This window comes from Mesorhizobium sp. WSM4308, from assembly GCF_002294905.1.
Lineage (GTDB): Bacteria > Pseudomonadota > Alphaproteobacteria > Rhizobiales > Rhizobiaceae > Mesorhizobium.
Genome location: NZ_NSFW01000004.1, coordinates 1 through 16978, shown reverse-complemented (window position 1 = coordinate 16978; position 16978 = coordinate 1). Strand labels below are relative to the sequence as shown.

General features: G+C 63.9%; 12 protein-coding genes. 8 read left to right on the top strand and 4 right to left on the bottom strand.

The window, feature by feature from the left end:
• Nucleotides 1-227: 227 nt before the first annotated feature.
• Nucleotides 228-1691 carry a phosphatidylserine/phosphatidylglycerophosphate/cardiolipin synthase family protein gene (locus CK227_RS08165; protein ID WP_095772703.1) on the bottom strand — a complete coding sequence of 488 codons (1464 nt, stop codon included), beginning with the start codon at nucleotides 1689-1691 and terminating at the stop codon, nucleotides 228-230.
• Nucleotides 1692-2004: 313 nt separating this feature from the next.
• Here CK227_RS08165 and CK227_RS08160 point away from each other — a divergent pair, with 313 nt between their 5' ends.
• The 8 genes from CK227_RS08160 (at nucleotide 2005) to CK227_RS08125 (ending at nucleotide 11153) form a co-directional block, all read left to right on the top strand.
• The gene (locus CK227_RS08160; RefSeq protein WP_095772704.1) at nucleotides 2005-2199 is read left to right on the top strand and encodes a hypothetical protein; all 195 of its coding nucleotides are present in this window, start codon (nucleotides 2005-2007) and stop codon (nucleotides 2197-2199) included.
• A gap of 314 nt (nucleotides 2200-2513) precedes the next feature.
• Entirely contained in the window at nucleotides 2514-3431 is a 918-nt protein-coding gene (locus CK227_RS08155; protein ID WP_095772705.1) for an AraC family transcriptional regulator, read from the top strand.
• Nucleotides 3432-3724: 293 nt separating this feature from the next.
• Nucleotides 3725-4144: an AraC family transcriptional regulator gene (locus tag CK227_RS08150; protein WP_245318112.1), complete on the top strand. Its 420-nt coding sequence runs from the start codon at nucleotides 3725-3727 to the stop codon at nucleotides 4142-4144.
• 199 nt (nucleotides 4145-4343) lie between these two features.
• Nucleotides 4344-8873 (top strand): YadA-like family protein, encoded by a 4530-nt coding sequence (locus CK227_RS08145; RefSeq protein ID WP_095772707.1) that lies wholly within the window; start codon nucleotides 4344-4346, stop codon nucleotides 8871-8873.
• 7 nt (nucleotides 8874-8880) lie between these two features.
• Entirely contained in the window at nucleotides 8881-9441 is a 561-nt protein-coding gene (locus CK227_RS08140) for an invasion associated locus B family protein (protein ID WP_095772708.1), read from the top strand.
• A gap of 13 nt (nucleotides 9442-9454) precedes the next feature.
• Nucleotides 9455-10123, top strand: coding sequence for a hypothetical protein (locus CK227_RS08135; protein ID WP_095772709.1), 669 nt, complete (start codon nucleotides 9455-9457; stop codon nucleotides 10121-10123).
• A 35-nt stretch (nucleotides 10124-10158) separates the two neighbouring features.
• Nucleotides 10159-10620, top strand: coding sequence for a DUF4189 domain-containing protein (locus CK227_RS08130; protein WP_044548288.1), 462 nt, complete (start codon nucleotides 10159-10161; stop codon nucleotides 10618-10620).
• On the top strand, nucleotides 10605-11153 hold the full coding sequence (locus tag CK227_RS08125) for an invasion associated locus B family protein (protein WP_095772710.1): 549 nt from the start codon (nucleotides 10605-10607) through the stop codon (nucleotides 11151-11153). Before CK227_RS08130 ends, CK227_RS08125 begins: the two co-directional genes overlap by 16 nt.
• A gap of 37 nt (nucleotides 11154-11190) precedes the next feature.
• Here the strand turns inward: CK227_RS08125 and CK227_RS08120 are convergent, their stop codons facing one another.
• The 3 genes from CK227_RS08120 to CK227_RS08110 form a co-directional block, all read right to left on the bottom strand.
• Nucleotides 11191-12522: an HlyD family type I secretion periplasmic adaptor subunit gene (locus tag CK227_RS08120; RefSeq protein WP_179296419.1), complete on the bottom strand. Its 1332-nt coding sequence runs from the start codon at nucleotides 12520-12522 to the stop codon at nucleotides 11191-11193.
• A 13-nt stretch (nucleotides 12523-12535) separates the two neighbouring features.
• The gene (locus CK227_RS08115; RefSeq protein ID WP_245318113.1) at nucleotides 12536-14365 is read right to left on the bottom strand and encodes a type I secretion system permease/ATPase; all 1830 of its coding nucleotides are present in this window, start codon (nucleotides 14363-14365) and stop codon (nucleotides 12536-12538) included.
• A 78-nt stretch (nucleotides 14366-14443) separates the two neighbouring features.
• The gene (locus CK227_RS08110) at nucleotides 14444-16966 is read right to left on the bottom strand and encodes a DUF5801 repeats-in-toxin domain-containing protein (RefSeq protein ID WP_143750489.1); all 2523 of its coding nucleotides are present in this window, start codon (nucleotides 16964-16966) and stop codon (nucleotides 14444-14446) included.
• Between the last annotated feature and the right edge of the window lie 12 nt (nucleotides 16967-16978).

The window sequence follows — 16978 nt, the reverse complement described above, 5'->3', positions numbered from 1 at the left end:
ACACCAAACTATCCGTCAAACACGTCGTTTTGTTAAAGCCTATCCAGAGATAGGGTGAGCACCCATCCAGAGATAGGGTGAGCACCCATCCAGAGATAGGGTGAGCACCCATCTAGAGATAGGGTGAGCACCCATCCAGAGATAGGGTGAGCACCCATCTAGAGATAGGGTGAGAACCCATCCAGAGATAGGGTGAGCACCCATCTAGAGATAGGGTGAGAACCCATCTAGAGATAGGGCGATCCCAGCCACAGGATGCGGTCGAACAGCCGGATGATGAAGGGGCGGGCCCGCAAGGAGTCCAGCGTGACGGGACTGGCCGTTTCGATTGCCGATCCGATCCGGGCTTCGATCTCGCGGGCAAAGCCTGCATCGAGGACCTCCAGATCGATCTCGAAGTTCAACCGCAGCGACCGGGCGTCGAGGTTGGACGAGCCGACATAGGCCCACACGCCGTCGATCGACAGCAGCTTGGAATGGTCGAATGGGCCCTCCGTGCGCCATATGCGGCAATAATTCTTCAGGATCTGGTCGAATTGCGCGGTCATGGCGCGGTCGACGAGGAAGAGATTGTTGACCGCCGGCACCACGACATCGATCTCGACGCCGCGCCGGGCGGCGGTGATCAAGGCGCTGATCAGTTCGCGGTCGGGCAGGAAATAGGGCGACATCAGGCGGATCGACTTGCGCGCCACCGAGAAGGCGCCGATCAGCAGCTTGTGGTTGGTCTCATTGCTGGCATCCGGCCCGGATGCGACCGCCCGCACCAGCATCGGCTGGCCGGGTGCCGGCGACAGCGGGGCAATTCGCCAGGCATCGCCCTTCAGCGCTTCGTTGGTGGCGAAGCGCCAGTCTTCGGCAGCGACCGAGAACAGGTCGGCGACGACAGGTCCGGTGACCTTGAAATGCGTGTCCCTGGCGCTGTTGGAGCCTGCGAACTCGGCCGAAAAGCCCTTGCGGATGTTCATGCCGCCGGTGAAGGCAACGATGCCGTCGACCACAAGGATCTTCCGGTGGGTCCGGAGATTGGCGTACGGCAGGCGCAGGCCTATGACGATGTTGCCGTTGAAGACATCGGCGGGGATGTTGGCGCGGCGCAGATGGCCGAGGATGCTGGGAACGGAGTAACGGGCACCGACGGCGTCGATCAGCACGCGAACGGTGACGCCGCGCTGGACGGCACCGGCCAGCGATTCCACGAAAAGCAGGCCGACGGCGTCATTGTCGAAAATATAGGTCTCGAGCAGGACGCTGCGCTCGGCGCCGTCGATCGCCGCGCACATGGCGGCATAGGCCTCGTCGCCAGTCTCCAGCACGTCGATGGCATTGCCCGGGTTGAGGGCGCGCCGCGCCACCCTGTCGCCCAGCGTCCGCAGGCCGGTGAAGCGCTGACCGTAGCGCTCGACGATCAGGGCCTCCTCGGCGGCGATGTCGCGCTCGTCCTTGGCGGATACCGCGTCGCCGGTGAGCGGACGCTGCGCCGTGATCGTGGCGCGGCGGATGCGGTTGATGCCGGCCACGGCATAGATCAGCACGCCAAGAATCGGTGACAGCACCATCACGCCGACCCAGCCGGTGGCGGCGCGCACGTCCTCCTTGGTCATGACGGCGTGGGCGATGCCGACGGTCGCCATCACCACCGAGATGATCGCCAGGATTTGGGTCCAGTGAGTCGCAATGGTCTCGAACATTGCCGGGACTATCCAGCGAGCGGTTGCAGAAGGCAATGCGGCCGGTTCATGCCTCGCATTCGGCGGATGGCGGTTGCCGCCTGGCCGAGGATATCTAGTCCCAGTCAGGGTTTGCACCAATTAATTCCCCCTGAACGCCCGCCTTCGAAAACCAACTTGACACGAGGGAAAGCAAAGAGACGGCGTGGTCCTGCATCGTCCTGTGCTGCCCTTGTGGCCCAAGGCTTCCTGTACTTTGGTATCACATCTGTTGTATATCAGCGGGAACGAAATTAGCGGTATAAAACTTGATCCGAGGCGGGGGGAGCGCCGAATGACGAAATTCAACTTCGAGGGGCCTCCCGTGGGGGATGGCGACCTGTCTGCCGAATGCCAGCGCCAGTTGCTGCCTCCCCTCCGTGAGATCGTCCAGGCGGCGGTCGCGGCAGGCTGGAACCGCGACGATGTCCTTCTGGCCTTTGTCGAACTCACCTGGGATCTGTACGAGAAACGTCGCGGTGATCTGTAGCAGGCGGCCGTAGCCGGTCGGCTCGGCGCCCCGTCGTGCCTGGCCGCCGATCTCGGCGCCAAAAAAATGAAGATGGATTCGCCGAAGCCGCGCCCACGGGTGATAAACGGATCTCAGGGATGGCGAAGATCGGCCATCGCCCTGAAATAGAATGCTCGCCAACTTCGTCGATCGGTCATTTTTTCTCTCTTTTCGCGAATAAGAATTTTTCTTTGCGCATGAGAGTTCTTCCCTAGCCGAGACGCCTGCGTTACGTTGGTTACGGGGTGGGGCAAGGGGATTTCAGGCGGCGGCAGGCGGCTGAGGCAACGCAAATGAAAAATGCGGACGAAGCTCGGGAAAGCGGCGTTTCCCGAGGCGTCGATCGGGTGGCCCGATATGTCCTGGACATCATTCCAGAAAGTGCCGGTCCCAGAAGAGCCACCGCACGTGGCAGCGTCATCCATTCCGTCCGCGGCCCAGGCTCGCAGACGTTCCTGGCCAGGGAACATTCCGCGGGCATCGTGCTGAGGCCCGGGCGCAAATTCAGAGCCTCGCTCGGCAGCGACAGAGTTACAGAATACGATGCGCCGGTCGGATGCCTCATCATCAATCCCGCTGGAGTCGACAGCACCTTCGCCTGGACGCAGACCAGGGAAAACGCTGTCGTTTCCATCTCTCCCGAAGCGCTGTCGGAGCTGGCCGCGCACGAATTCGATCGCTCCGACTTGGAGCTCGAGCCGCCTGCGTTCGGCAAGGTCGACCTGAGGGCGCTCAACATCGCCCAGATGATCACCGCGGAGCTGACCGGCACGCTGCCGCCGAACGAGCTCTACCTGGACTCGCTGCTCACAGTGTTCGGCGTGCATCTGCTGCGCACCTACACCGGCCGCAGCCGGCAGACCGCGTCGCCCAAGGGCGGGCTCTCCGCCGCCGGCGCCCGACGCGTGCGCGAATATCTCGACGAGAATTTCGCGCGAAAGGTCATGGTCGCCGAGCTGGCTTCGGTCGCGGGGGTTTCGCCCAATCATTTCATAGCAAGGTTCGCCAGCACGTTCGGCATGCCGCCGCACCGATACCTGATCAACCTGCGCCTGGACTTCGCGGAAAAGTTACTCGTTGACGGCGAGCTCGCAATCGCCGAAGTCGCCTACCTCGCAGGGTTTTCGGATCAGAGTCATCTGGCCGCGACCATGAAGAAGTACAGGGGCAGAACACCGACCATGACCGGATATGCGCCGGGCAGAAACTGAAAGCCCGGGATGGCAAAGTGGCAACACCTGCCGTCCGATAATCCAAGACCGGAATTTTCTACTAAGCTTCCGGAGTTTTCCAAAATACGTCCGTCGCCACAATGCCGCAGGCATTACGGGAGTCATTCGAAATAGCATGCAGCCTGTGCATTATTCGCCATCTGGCCGGACTGATCGAATGAACCGGAGCGACAATGCGGCCACAGCTCGATCAATCACGAATTGTTTTTGGGGGGAACGGGGAGGGCGGTCTCGGGTTGAATTCCATCTGCCAAATATCAAGGGACCGAAAGATGCGGTCTGATGATGGCCCTCCGGGATCGGCATCCGGACCCGGTCCCGCGCGACAGCCGGCGCTGAACGTGAAAGGCGGCCTTTCCGCCCACAGCGCGCGCAAGGTGCAGGATTTCCTGGATCAGAACTTTACACGCAAGATAGCGCTTGCCGAAATGGCAGCGGTTTGCGGGCTGTCATCCTATCATTTCGTGCGGGCTTTCTCGCGGACGTTCGGGGTGCCGCCGCATCAATATGTGCTTGATCTGCGGTTGGACTTCGCTGAGAGGCTGCTTGCCGAAAGCCGCATGACGATCACCGATATCGCCCATTTGAGCGGCTTTTCGAGTCAGAGTCATTTTACTACCGTGATGAAGAAATACCGGCGATTGACGCCTTTGCAGGCTCGCTTCGGCAAGCTTAATTCGAAGCTTAGATGATATATTGACCACTTAATTGTTTTACTTTGCCTTATTAAAGCTCTAACTAAAGTAACTATCCGTTAACTCCCGTGAAGTTGCCGCGATTTTTTCTGACAAAACAGCAATTTCGTGAAATACGGCAAACCAGAATCATGGCTTTCTGCGAGTGCTGGAATTTGTCAGACATTTGATGACGGCTGGCGAACGGAGAGGGACCATGACCGACAATCACATTTCGAGTGGCTCGTTTGTTCAGCGTCGCACGACGCATTTCGCCAGGCATTGGATTGCGGGGGCCGAGCACGGCTCCCGCTCGGTTCGCCGCCGCCTGATGGCGGTGCTGCGCATGGCGCACCGCGTGCTCGGCATGCGGCGCAACGGATCTGGACTCGGCATGCTCGGCATCGGCAAGATGTTGGCGGCGGCGCTGGGTGCCATCGCATTGGGCAGCATCGCCACGCCGGCATCAGCACAGGTTTTCGGCGGCGGCGGCACGGCGAACGGGGTACGCGGTATCGCGTTTGGATCCGGAGCCGTGCAAAACGGAGCCGACTCGATAGCCGAGGGCACCAATGCCAGCGCCGGCAGCCAGAATGCCGTGGCGATTGGCTTCGGAACGATCGCCTCCGCGATAAATTCCATTTATCTTGGCTCGCGCACCGCCCCCGGGACAGGTGTCACCGCCCAGAGCGCTATCGGCATCGGTACGGATGTCACCGCTTCGCAGGCCGATGCCATCGCGGTCGGACGGTCATCCCTTGCGTCGGCACAATATTCGGTGGCTCTCGGCCTAAACGCGAAAGCCACGGGCACCGGCGGCGCGATGGCGCTGGGCCAGGGCACGATCTCAAGCGGCGTCAACTCGGTCGCGCTCGGTGTTCAGGCCCAAGCCCTCGGGGCTGGCGCCAACGCCTTGGGCACCTTCTCCGTTGCTTCGGGTGGGAACTCCACTGCCCTCGGCACCAGTTCCACGGCCAGCAACAATTATGCGACAGCCGCAGGCTGGGGATCCGTCGCCAGCGGCGCCAATTCCACTGCCGTAGGACGCCAGGCCGCTGCCAGCGGCATAAACGCCTCCTCCTTCGGAACCGGATCGAATGCGATAGGCGACAATTCTCTTGCTGCCGGCGTCAGCGCCAACGCCAGCGGAGTTGGCAGTACCGCACTTGGTATCGGCACCTCTGCCGGCGGCGCCAGTTCGGCGGCCGTCGGCTTCCAGGCCCAGGCCGCCGGCACCAATGCCGCCGCCATCGGTCCCCAGGCAAATGCATCGGCATCAAACTCGGCAGCCTTCGGCAACGTCGCCACGGCTTCGGGCAATTTCGCGCTGGCCTTGGGCAATTCGGCTGTCTCGAGCGGGGTCGGCTCCGTCGCGGCTGGTTCTGGAGCCCAGGCCACGGACGTCTCGACCACGGCGATCGGCAACAACGCCGCGGCGACCGCCGCGAACGCCAGTGCGCTCGGACTGGGCGCTCAGGCTAGTGGAACGTACTCCACTTCGCTTGGTTCCACCTCCAAAGCCACCGGCGCCCGTGCGTTCGCAGGCGGCCGTTCGTCCACTGCCGGCGGTGACGATTCCATCGCCATCGGCACGTCGGCCGTCTCGACAGGGGCAGGCTCGACAGCAGTTGGAGCGGGCGCGGTGGCACAGGACGTAAACGCGGTCGCCATGGGCACCGCCGCCAGCGCGCTCTCCGCCGACTCCGTCGCCATCGGCACGGGCGCGGTGGCTGACGGCGGCAAGGCGGTCGCCATCGGTTACGGCAACGAAGCCTTTGGTGATGGCGCGGTCGCCATCGGCGATCCGAGCTACGCCAGCGGCACTGGCGCCTTCACCGGCGGCGCCAACAACATCGCCAACAGCGACGGCACGGCGAGTGCCTCCGCGGCCAATATGGCGGCGGGCGCCGTCGCCATCGGCAACAACAACAAGGCGATCGGGCAAGGCTCCGTGGCGCTGGGCAACGGCTCGACGGCGGGTGCCGCCGGCCTCGCCGGCAATGTCGCGCTGGGCGACGGTGCCACCGCGGCGGCAAGCTCCGGCGACGTGGCGCTCGGCTCCGGTTCGGTGACCACGGCGGCGGTCGGCACGCCCAATGCAGTGATCAACGGCACGACCTATGCCTTCCAGGGCACGAATCCGACCTCGACGGTCAGCATCGGCGCGGTCGGTGCGGAACGCACGCTCACCAATCTGGCGGCGGGGCGGATCAGCGGCTCCTCGACCGATGCGGTGAACGGCTCCCAGCTCTTCGCCACCAACCAGGCGGTCGACGCCATCGGCACGACGCTGAACAACATCAATGTCGGCGGCGGCATCAAGTATTTCCATGCCAATTCGGCCCTGCCGGATTCCCAGGCCCTTGGAACCAATTCCGTCGCTGTCGGACCCAACGCCGTGGCCAACAATGCCGGCGATGTGGCGATCGGCCTGAATTCCACGTCAGGAGCAACGACCAATGTCGGCGGAGCGACGATCGGCGGCGTGAACTACACCTTCGCCGGTGGCACGCCGGCGGGCGCCTTCTCGGTCGGGTCGGCTGGCGCCGAGCGCCAGATCCAGAACGTCGCGGCCGGACAGTTGAACGGCGGCTCGACCGATGCGGTCAACGGCTCGCAGCTCTTCGCCACCAACCAGCAGGTGACGGCCAACACCACGGCCATCGCCAATATCGGCAGTGGCGTCACCAATCTCGGCAACACGATCAGCAACATCGCCGGCGACACTTCGACCGCCTATACCGACGCCAATGGCATAGGCATTCGCTATGCCCGCACCAACGAGGCCGGACTGGCGCAAACCGATTCCTTCGCGCAAGGGGTCGGCTCCACCGCCGTCGGCTACCAGGCGACCGCGACCGGCGTCAGCGGGCTGGCGCTCGGCCGCGACTCACTGGCCAGCATCGACGGCAGCGTGGCGCTTGGTTCGGGTTCCGTGTCCGACCGGGCCGTGGCGCCCGCCACCGGCCAGATCGCGGCCGGTCCATCCAACTTCATCCAGTACAACACCACCGACAAGACGCTGCTCGGCGCCGTGTCGGTCGGCACCGCCTCGTCCTACCGCCAGATCACCAATGTCGCCGACGGCACGCAGGCGCAGGATGCCGTCACCGTGCGCCAGCTTCAGGGCGCAATCGCTTCCGTATCGGTCACCTCGACCAAGTACTTCCACGCCAATTCGGCGGCGGGCGACTCGCTCGCGGTCGGCGCCGAGTCGGTCGCGGTCGGCCCGACGACGGTCGTCAACGGCGATAACGGCATCGGCATCGGCAACGGCGCCATCGTCGACCAGACCGCGCCCGGCGGAACGGCCATCGGCCAGAATGCCCATGTGATGTTGGCCGACGGGCTGGCGCTCGGTACCAATTCGACCGCGGCCGGCGTCCAGTCGGTGGCGCTCGGCGCGGGCGCCAACAGCACCTTCGCCAACAGCGTGGCGCTTGGAGCGCAATCCGTCACCACGGTCGGCGCGCAGGCGAACTACACGGCCTATGCGCTGTCGGGCTCACAGGCCTCGGCCGGCGAAGTGTCGATCGGCGGCGCCGGAGCCGAACGCAAGCTCACCAATGTCGCGGCGGGCTCGGCCAACACCGATGCCGTCAACGTCTCGCAGCTTAAGGGCGTGTCGCAAAACATCAGCAACCTGTTCGGCGGCGGCACCACGGTCAATCCCGACGGTTCGATCACCGGCCCGACCTATACCATCCAGGGCAACAATTATTCGACCGTCTATGACGGGTTCACGGCCGTCAACAATGCGCTGACCAACATCAGCAATGGCGGCGGCATCAAGTATTTCCACGCCAATTCGACGCTGGCCGACTCCACCGCCAGCGGCACCGACAGCGTGGCGATCGGGCCGGCCAGCGTGGCCAGCGGCACCAACAGCCTTGCCGCCGGCAATGGCTCGACAGCCACCGGACAAGGCGCGGTGGCGCTTGGTCAGGGCGCCAAGGCCAACAATGCCAATGACGTGGCGCTGGGTTCGGGCTCGGTGACGCAGGCCGCGGTCGGCACCTCCAGCACCGTCATCAACGGCAAGACCTATGCCTTCGCCGGCACCACCCCGACCGGGACCGTCAGCGTCGGCGACGCCGGCGCCGAGCGCACGATCACCAATGTCGCCGCCGGACGGGTCAACGCCGGCAGCACCGACGCGATAAACGGCTCGCAGCTCTACGCCACCAACACGGCGGTCGAGGACTTGAAATCGGGCCTTGGATCGCTCACCCAGAATGCCGTCACCTATGACACCAATCCGGACGGCAGCAAGAAGAACAGCATCACGCTGCAGGGCGGCGACGTCAACGCGCCCGTGGTCATCTCCAATGTCGGCCCCGGTGTTGCCGGCACCGATGCGGTCAACGTCACCCAGATGAACAACCGCGTCGATTACGCCATCAACACGTCCAACAGCTACACCGACAAGGTGGCCGCCACGACCTTGCAGCAGGCCAACAACTATACCGACCAAAAGCTCAGCCAGCTCAATACCGACATCGACGGCATACGCGACGAAGCCCGCCAGGCGGCGGCGATCGGCCTTGCCGCGGCCTCGCTGCGCTACGATGACCGGCCCGGCAAGCTGAGCGTCGCGGCGGGCGGCGGCTTCTGGCGGGATTCGAGCGCCCTGGCCTTCGGTGCGGGCTACACCAGCGAGGACGGCCGCATCCGCGGCAACGTGTCGGGCACGGCCGCCGGCGGTCATGTCGGCGTAGGCGCCGGCATCAGCTTCACCTTGAACTGAGGCAGGAATGAAAGGACTTGCCGTACTGACTTGCCTGGTGCTCTGCGGCGGCCTCGCGCCGGCCGCGGGGCAGGTGGCGTCGCCCTACAGGATCAAGCCTTCGGATGTGGTGCTGCCGCCCGACGTGAAGCTGGGAACCTATCAGCGCACGATCCGTCCCTTCGAAAACTGGACGCTGATCTGCGACGAGAACCTCAAGGCCCGCAAGAAGGTCTGCAATGTCTCGCAGGTGATCGAGGATTCCTCGGGCAAGATGGCCTTCAGCTGGTCGCTTGCCGCCACGCAGGACGGCAAGCCCTACATGATCGTTCGCACCGCGCCGAACGCCAGGAGCGACGGCCTGGTCTCGCTGAAGTTCGACGGGCGGGACCAGGCCGTCGACGTCCACCTGAACGGCTGCAACGAAGTGGTCTGCGTCGGCATGTTGCCGGTCGGCCCCGTCATGCGCCAGCAGATCTCGCAGAATGCGACGCCGGCGATTTCCTATCCGACCGTCGACGGCAAGACGATCACCGTCACCGCAGCAACTCTCAAGGGGCTGACGGCAGCCCTTTCGCCACTCAAATGACCGGGGCAGCACAATGAGCCAGCAGGACCAGTTCATGTCCGCAAAACGCAGCAGCGCGGCCGTCGAGGCGGATCGGCAGCGGCCCGTCGAACCGAGGCGGCGGCGATGGCCGCGCGTCGTCGGATTTTCACTGTTGGGGCTCGCCGTGGCCGGCCTTGGCTTCGCCGCCGGGAACTATGCCGCGATCGCCAATCTGGTCGGCAGCGCGACGGCCGCACAGGCTGAGACAGCCAACCCGGCGCTTCCGGACACGCCTTTCCTCGAGCATGTCAAGCAGGCCGGGGTGCAGGCCTGTTCGACTATCTATCCGGTGCTCGGGCAGATCTTGACGACAGGCACCAAATACAGCGTCAAATCCTTGTGGAACGACCAGGCCGCCGACAAGCATGCGGTCCAGGCCTTCGTCGGCATGGACTATGCGACGGAACGCTATAGCGGACCTGCCGCGGGCGTCGTTTTCGCATCGCCCACCGCTTCGGGTTGCGAAGGGACGATGGTGCGGGTGGCGCCGTTCGCCAGCCCGTGCGCCGATCTCCCGTCCATTCTTCCGCAAGGCAGCAAGATCACCGACCATCTCGGGCAGGTCGAGGTGTACGAGCTCGGCGGCAATGCGGGTGAGGCCCTTCTCTTGCCGACAGGCAAAAGCTGCGTGGTGATCTCCGTCGCCTCGGCGGCGAAGTAGGCAATGCGACCGGATCAAGGAAAGGGGTGCCGACCATGAGATTACGGGCTTTGGCAGTTTTGGGCTTGACCTTGTTGTGGAGCGGACACGTCGTCTCGGCCGACCTGGTGGCACCTTCGGAACCGCAGCAGGAGGAAAAAGGCATCTGGGCGGCCATCGCCTATTCGCAGTCCGACAGCAAATACGGCTTCTTCTGGGGCGCCGACAAGCGGCAGGAGGCGAAGGACATCGCGCAGAAATATTGCGAGAACGCCGGCGGCAAGGCCTGCAACGTCGTCTCCGTCTTCCGCAACCATCGCCATTGGACCGATGACGACGAGACCGGCTTTCCCTACAAGCACTGCGGCGCGCTCGCCATGGCCGACAAGGTCGAGAACCGTTTCACGCCCTGGGGCGTGAACTCGGCCGAGACCCGCCGGGAGGCCGAAGACCTTGCCTTGCAGGCCTGCGAGGCGTCAGGGGCCAAATGCAAGATTCGCGAATGGGTCTGCACATGAAGCGTGGCCTCAAGGCCGCCTGCGCATACGGGGCAATCGCATTCTCATTGATGTCGCCAGCGTCGGCTCAACAACAGGCCGCGGCTGCTCAAGATGGACCGTCATCGTTGCGCGAAGTCTATGAGGATTGGAGCGTGGCTTGCTCTGTCCAGGAGAATGCGAGGGTCTGCTCGCTTTCGCAGGACCAGGTCCAGAAGAATGGCCAAAGGCTGCTTGCCATGGAGATACAGAGGCGCGCGGACGGGTCGACGACGGCCACCCTGCTTCTGCCCTTCGGCATCCTGCTCGATCCGGGCGTGACGCCCCAGATCGACGATCAGCCGCCATTGTCCCCGCAACGCTTCAGGACCTGCCTGCCGACAGGCTGCATCGCGGTGTTTTCCATTGACCGATCCGTGCTCGGAAAGCTGAGGGTAGGCGAGGTGCTGAAGCTCAATGTCACGACAGATGCGGACACGCCACTGACATTCCCGGTGTCGCTGCACGGCCTGACCGCTGCGCTCGACCGCATGGTCGCGTTGAGCGCACGGTAGGGACAAGGACCTGCGATGCAGCTTGGGCCGCCTCTGACTATTTTTCCCGCATCGCCCGGCGGAAGTTCTGCGTGATCGGCTCGGCAAGGTAGGAAAGCACTGTGCGGGCGCCCGTCCGGATCATCGCCTCACTCGACATGCCGGGCAGCAGCTTGCGACCCTCCAGCTTGGCGAGTTCGTTTCTGTCGATCAACACGGTCGCGGCGAAATAGGGTGCGCCGCTGCGCTCCTCCACCATGCGGTCGGCCGACACGATCTCCACGACGCCGTCGAGCGGCGGCAGATTGTAGCGGGCGAAGGCCGGGAAGCTGACGTGCGCGGGCTGTCCGGGAGCGATCGTCTCGACATCCTCCGGTTTGGCCATGGCCTCGACCACGAGTTGTTGTCCGAGCGGTACGATCGTCATCAACGTCTCACCGGGTTTCACGACGCCACCAGCCGTGTGGACCTTCAGGTCCATGACGATGCCGTCGACCGGGGCGACGACATCGGTACGGGCAAGCACGTCCCTGGCGGAACGTTCCTCCTGTCTAAGATCGAACAATTCCGCTTCGACCTTGCTCAACTCGTCGACGGCCTCGTTCAGCCGCACTGTGCCGAGGTTCAAGATTTGCATGTCGATCTCGGCCATGGCACTTCTGGCGCGGGCGATCGCGGCGATGTTGGTGGCGCGATCCCCCTCGATCTCCTGTTGTTGGCGCCTGAGCAAAAGGTTCCGTTCGCGCGTGGTCAGCCCCTTCGCGAGCAGGGTCTCGAGATCTTTGGTTTCACCCTCGATCGCGTCGATCTGCCTGTCCTTGGTGACGATAAGCTGCTCCAGTCCTGTTATCTCTTCCGCGGTCTGGCGACGGCGCTGATTGAGAATTTCCTGCTCGTCCGTCAAGTTGTGATGCTTGGCCGCGAACACGTCACGCTGCGCGGCAACCGCGTCCTTCGCGGCGGTGGCGGGATTTGCGAGCAACGCCGGGTCAAACGCGATCTCGTCCTTGCCGTCGCGCTCGGCCCTGAGGCGCGCGGCCAGCGCCTCGCGCGTGGCTATCCGGTTCTGGATCAGGTCGAGCTGCGCCTTTGCCTGGGTGTCGTCGAGCCGGACGAGAACCTTGCCCGCCTTGACGATATCACCGTTGGCGGCGTTCAACTCCGCGATGATGCCGCCCTCGAGGTGCTGGATGAGCTTGCGGTCGCCGGCGACCTTGACAACGCCCGGGGCCACCGCGGCGCTGTCCAACGGCGCCAGGGCCGCCCAGCCCCCGGCCACGCCGAAGAACAGGAACAGGATGGCGAAGCCGGTGTACGTCACGCCCGTAAGACGCAGGGGGACCGGTTCCAGCAGGGAGGGAGGCGGAACGGGTAACGGCACGACGTTCATAGCTGTTCTCATTTCATGCCTGGTTCGCCACGACAGCCGTGCTCATTGCGTTCTGACGCGACGTACGCTTGGAAGAGGGCCGTGGCCCGTTGTCGACGCCGACTACGGCGGTGGAGATTTCCGGCGCCGGATTTGAGGGTATCTGAGTTACCTGGCGGACGCGCGCGGCGAGTTCGTTGAAGACATGGTCGCGTGAACCGAAGAGGTCTTGTTGGCCCCGGTTGAGAACCAATATCTTGTCGACCTTGTCCATCATGTTCGCCCGGTGCGCGATCAGGATAATGGTCGTGCCCGCCGCCTTGACCGCGCCGAGGGCGGCGATCAAGGCGTCCTCACCCTCGCGGTCGAGGTTGGAATTGGGCTCGTCCAGGATGATGAGTGCCGGGTCGCCATAGAGCGCCCGCGCAAGCCCGATGCGTTGGCGCTGGCCACCCGACAGCACCGCTCCGGCTTCGCCGATCTCGGTGGCGTAACCCTTCGGCAGTCCTTTGATCAGTTCGTGGACACCCGCCAGCTGCGCGGCCTTGACCACGTTGTTGAAGACCGCTGGGGTGGTAGTCGCGAAGCGGCAGATGTTTTCGGAGATAGTGCCGGCGAAGAGTTCGATGTCCTGTGGCAAGTAACCGACATAATGACCACGGTCCTCCGATGCCCATTCGGCGACGCTCATGCCGTCCAGCAATGCGCGACCGCCTGATGGGCGCCAGGCGCCGGCCAGTATCCGCGCCAAGCTTGTTTTGCCGGCCCCGCTCGGGCCGATCAACGCCATGGCTTCGCCCGGATTGAGCCGGAAGCTGATCCCTTTTAGTATGTGCTCGCCACCCGGCCGGGCCAGCACGAGGTTCTCGGCCTCGAACCTGCCTTTCGGACGTGGCAGCGGCAGAACCGGTGTTGCTTCCCGGTGCTCTCCGGCAACCGCGGTGAGACGCCGGTAAGCAGCACGCGCTCCGACCGTCGCCTTCCATGTGCCAATCGCTTGCTCGACCGGGGAGAGCGCGCGCCCCATCAGGATCGAGGCTGAGATCATGATGCCGGGCGAAGCCTCGTTGCGAAGCACCAGATAGGCGCCAAGGCCCAGTATGGCCATTTGCAGGGCCAGCCGGTGGCAACGCGCGATGGCCGCGATGACGCCGCCACGGTTGGCGGCTAGAACCTGTCCCTTGTTTGCCTCGTCCTGCTGCGCCTTCCAGCCCTCCAGCAGTGGCTTCAGCATGCCCATCGCCTGCACGACCTCGGCGTTGCGGATCGCCGCCTCGGCCTGCACATAGGCCCGCGACTGTGCGTTCGCAGCCTCGGTCAAGGGCTTGCGTGTGAGGTATTCGTTGAGCACCGCCAGGGCAAACAGGACGATCCCGCCACACAGCGCCAACCAGCCCAGCCAAGGGTGCATGACGAATATGGCGGCGAAGAATAGCGGCGCCCAGGGCGCGTCAAGGATCGGGAAGATGCTTGGGCTGGTGAAGAAATTCCGCACTTGATCCAGGTCGCGCAGGGGACGTGCGTTGGCATGACCGGGCGCCGAGGCGGCATATTCCACCGATGCGGTCAGGAGAACCGGTGCCAATCGCGCGTTCATCCACGATCCGACGGTGGCCAGCAGACGCCCGCGCACCACCTCCAGCCCCGCCATTGTCGCGAGTGCGCCTGCCGCCATCAGCGACAGCATCACCAGCGTCTCCAAGCTGTGGCTGGACAACACGCGATGGTAGACCTGGAGCATATAAAGCGCCCCGGTCAGCATCAGTACGTTGATGCCCCCGCTGAACCAGATAAGCGGCCGGATGGCGCGTCTGGCCTCTTTCATCACCACCTGCAAGGCAGGGGGCTGTTGTCTGTTTTTCATCATCGGGATGACATCTCCGTGCAACGGATTGCGGGAGGCGCAACGGGGGCAGCCATGGCTGCCCCCGTTGGTTACGCGTCAGGCGACATCAACAAGGATGTGCTGCGGCGTCGTCTGGTCCAAGTCCGCGTCCGCCACCTGGAAGGCGAAGTCGAGATGGGCATCCGGCGTCGTGGTCTGCGTCGAGGTGAAGCCGATGTCCGTGATCTTCAGCACATCGTTGTCGGTGGGGTCCCAGTTCTGTAGGGCGAAGGTTGTGCTACCACCACCGGAGCCAGTCGCCCGCTGCAGGTCGATCGCCGTCGGTGTCTCCTGAAGGCCGGCTAAGTTCGGGTTGCTATCGGGGCCGGTGAGACCGTTACCAGACTGCATGATCTGGACACCCTGAAGTACCCAGTTCTCGCCTGCACCGTTGTAGTCATTCCTCTCGACGATAACGAGACCGTCGTTGTTGTCGAGCGGGAAGTCGGCAGCGTAGGCGGTAGGCACCTGCCCTGTCTTGAAGATGTCGGCGTTTGAGACGTACATCGCCTTCGTGGTAAACGTGTCGGCGGCGGTGCCTGTGCCACCCGCGACCCCGTCGGTACCGAAATTGACGAGGTTGAGGATCAGCATCAAGTCCTCGCTGTTGCCGATACCGTCGAACTTGATTGCCATATCGTTGGCCGTCTGGTTCGGGACGCTATTGGCGCCGTCGTCGGTGATGATGCCGGGGCTGTGGTCGAAGAACCGCAACGTCAGCAACTCACCCTTCTGGATCGTGTCACCGGCAACCCCGTTCGTGGCTTGGGTTGCAGAAACCCAATCCTCGAAGTTGCTGCTGATCTGTTGGCCGGCATTGAAGATGGTGTCGTTAACACCGCCGACAACCGGATTGCCGTCACCCGTCGCGTTGAACCCGAAGGGGTTCCCGTTGGGGTTCGAGTTACCGGTGAACTGCACGAAGAAGTCCCGGTCGGTCTGATCGCTCGTGGTGCTAGCGTCGAAAAGCTTCTCCACCACGATGTTTGGGTGACCGACGTTGCTCACCGGCTCCTTGGACAAGAGCTCAGAGGTGTGCAGGATGTCCTTGGTGAAGCCCTCGACCGTGTCGTTCAATGTGATGGTGTAGGTGTCGGCAACCTTGTTGAAGACAAGGGTGCCACCCGCTGTGGCAGTCTGGTTGCCGGCCGTGTTCGGGTCACTATCGTACGAGATTTGCCAGTTGAACGACGCCGAGGTGTCGCTTTCCGACTGAAGCGTCGCGAACGAGCTAAGGAACGGGGTCGTCCCTGGCGTCGGCACAAGGCCGGTGAGGTTACCTGTAAGCCCGATCTGGATACCATCAAGGGCTCCGTTGGCATCGACGAAGTCAGAGTGCGTGGCGTCGTAGAACGAGGCCGGGTGGCTGTCCGTGCCGATGTCGTACCCGAAGGCTCCGGTAGCCGACGCGTTGAGCGTGTTGGCCAGAGCCTCGTGGGTCCCGGTGCCGTTGCCGGTGTTCTGGTCGCCGTCAAACGGCACCGTGATCGTCGGGCCATCGTCCCTGATCTGCACCTTGTCGCCGATGGCGATATTGGTGCTGCTGGTATCGCCGTCGCCGTCCGTGGCAGTGATGATCGCCAGCAAGGCGCCGTCGAGCATCGTCTTCACATCGTCGGGGTTGGTCGTATCCGGATGGGCGATCGCGACATATTGCGCGATGCTGAGGATGCCGGCCTGGCTGATGGAGATGGCGATGGCGACGGGATCGCCAGTCGTGCTGCCGTCGTTGCCGACGTCAACCCGGCCGACCACAAGGCCGCCCTCGACATTGAGCAGGATATTGTGCCCGGCGAGGGAATCGAAGCCGGAATCGACATTCGCGCCGCTGACGCCCAGCGAAAGCGTCTGGGTGCCGCCGTCGGTGCCGAAGCTCGAATTGGGTGTGACCACCGCCGAGGCGCTGGCCGCCCAGCCGAGCGCTGTGCCGAGCGCCGCGAAGGCGGCGGGCAAGGCGCCGGCCTGGTCATTGGAACTGGCATCGACGCCGGCCGTCTCGTCATGCAGTACCTTGGCCGCGTTCTCGGTCAAGCCCGCCGTCGGTCCATCGTCCCTGATCTGCACCTTGTCGCCGATGGCGATGTTGGTGCTGCTGGTATCGCCGTCGCCGTCCGTGGCAGTGACGATCGCCAGCAAGGCGCCGTCGAGCATCGTCTTCACATCGTTGGGGTTGGTCGTATCCGGATGGGCGATCGCGACATATTGCGCGATGCTGAGAATGCCGGCCTGGCTGATGGAGATGGCGATGGCGACGGGATCGCCAGTCGTGCTGCCGTCGTTGCCGACGTCAACCCGGCCGACGACGAGGCCGCCCTCGACATTGAGCAGGATATTGTGCCCGGCGAGGGAATCGAAGCCGGAATCGACATTCGCGCCGCTGACGCCCAGCGAAAGCGTCTGGGTGCCGCCGTCGGTGCCGAAGCTCGAATTGGGTGTGACCACCGCCGAGGCGCTGGCCGCCCAGCCGAGCGCTGTGCCGAGCGCCGCGAAGGCGGCGGGCAAGGCGCCGGCCTGGTCATTGGAACTGGCATCGACGCCGGCCGTCTCGTCATGCAGTACCTTGGCCGCGTTCTCGGTCAAGCCCGCCGTCGG

Bases quoted from the DNA above. Each gene is read 5' to 3' on its own strand.
- CK227_RS08165 (WP_095772703.1), bottom strand. From the start codon at position 1,691: ATGTTCGAGACCATTGCGACTCACTGGACCCAAATCCTGGCGATCATC.
- CK227_RS08135 (WP_095772709.1), top strand. From the start codon at position 9,455: ATGAGCCAGCAGGACCAGTTCATGTCCGCAAAACGCAGCAGCGCGGCC.
- CK227_RS08140 (WP_095772708.1), top strand. From the start codon at position 8,881: ATGAAAGGACTTGCCGTACTGACTTGCCTGGTGCTCTGCGGCGGCCTC.
- CK227_RS08115 (WP_245318113.1), bottom strand. From the start codon at position 14,365: ATGAAAAACAGACAACAGCCCCCTGCCTTGCAGGTGGTGATGAAAGAG.
- CK227_RS08150 (WP_245318112.1), top strand. From the start codon at position 3,725: ATGCGGTCTGATGATGGCCCTCCGGGATCGGCATCCGGACCCGGTCCC.
- CK227_RS08145 (WP_095772707.1), top strand. From the start codon at position 4,344: ATGACCGACAATCACATTTCGAGTGGCTCGTTTGTTCAGCGTCGCACG.
- CK227_RS08155 (WP_095772705.1), top strand. From the start codon at position 2,514: ATGAAAAATGCGGACGAAGCTCGGGAAAGCGGCGTTTCCCGAGGCGTC.
- CK227_RS08125 (WP_095772710.1), top strand. From the start codon at position 10,605: ATGGGTCTGCACATGAAGCGTGGCCTCAAGGCCGCCTGCGCATACGGG.
- CK227_RS08160 (WP_095772704.1), top strand. From the start codon at position 2,005: ATGACGAAATTCAACTTCGAGGGGCCTCCCGTGGGGGATGGCGACCTG.
- CK227_RS08130 (WP_044548288.1), top strand. From the start codon at position 10,159: ATGAGATTACGGGCTTTGGCAGTTTTGGGCTTGACCTTGTTGTGGAGC.
- CK227_RS08120 (WP_179296419.1), bottom strand. From the start codon at position 12,522: ATGAACGTCGTGCCGTTACCCGTTCCGCCTCCCTCCCTGCTGGAACCG.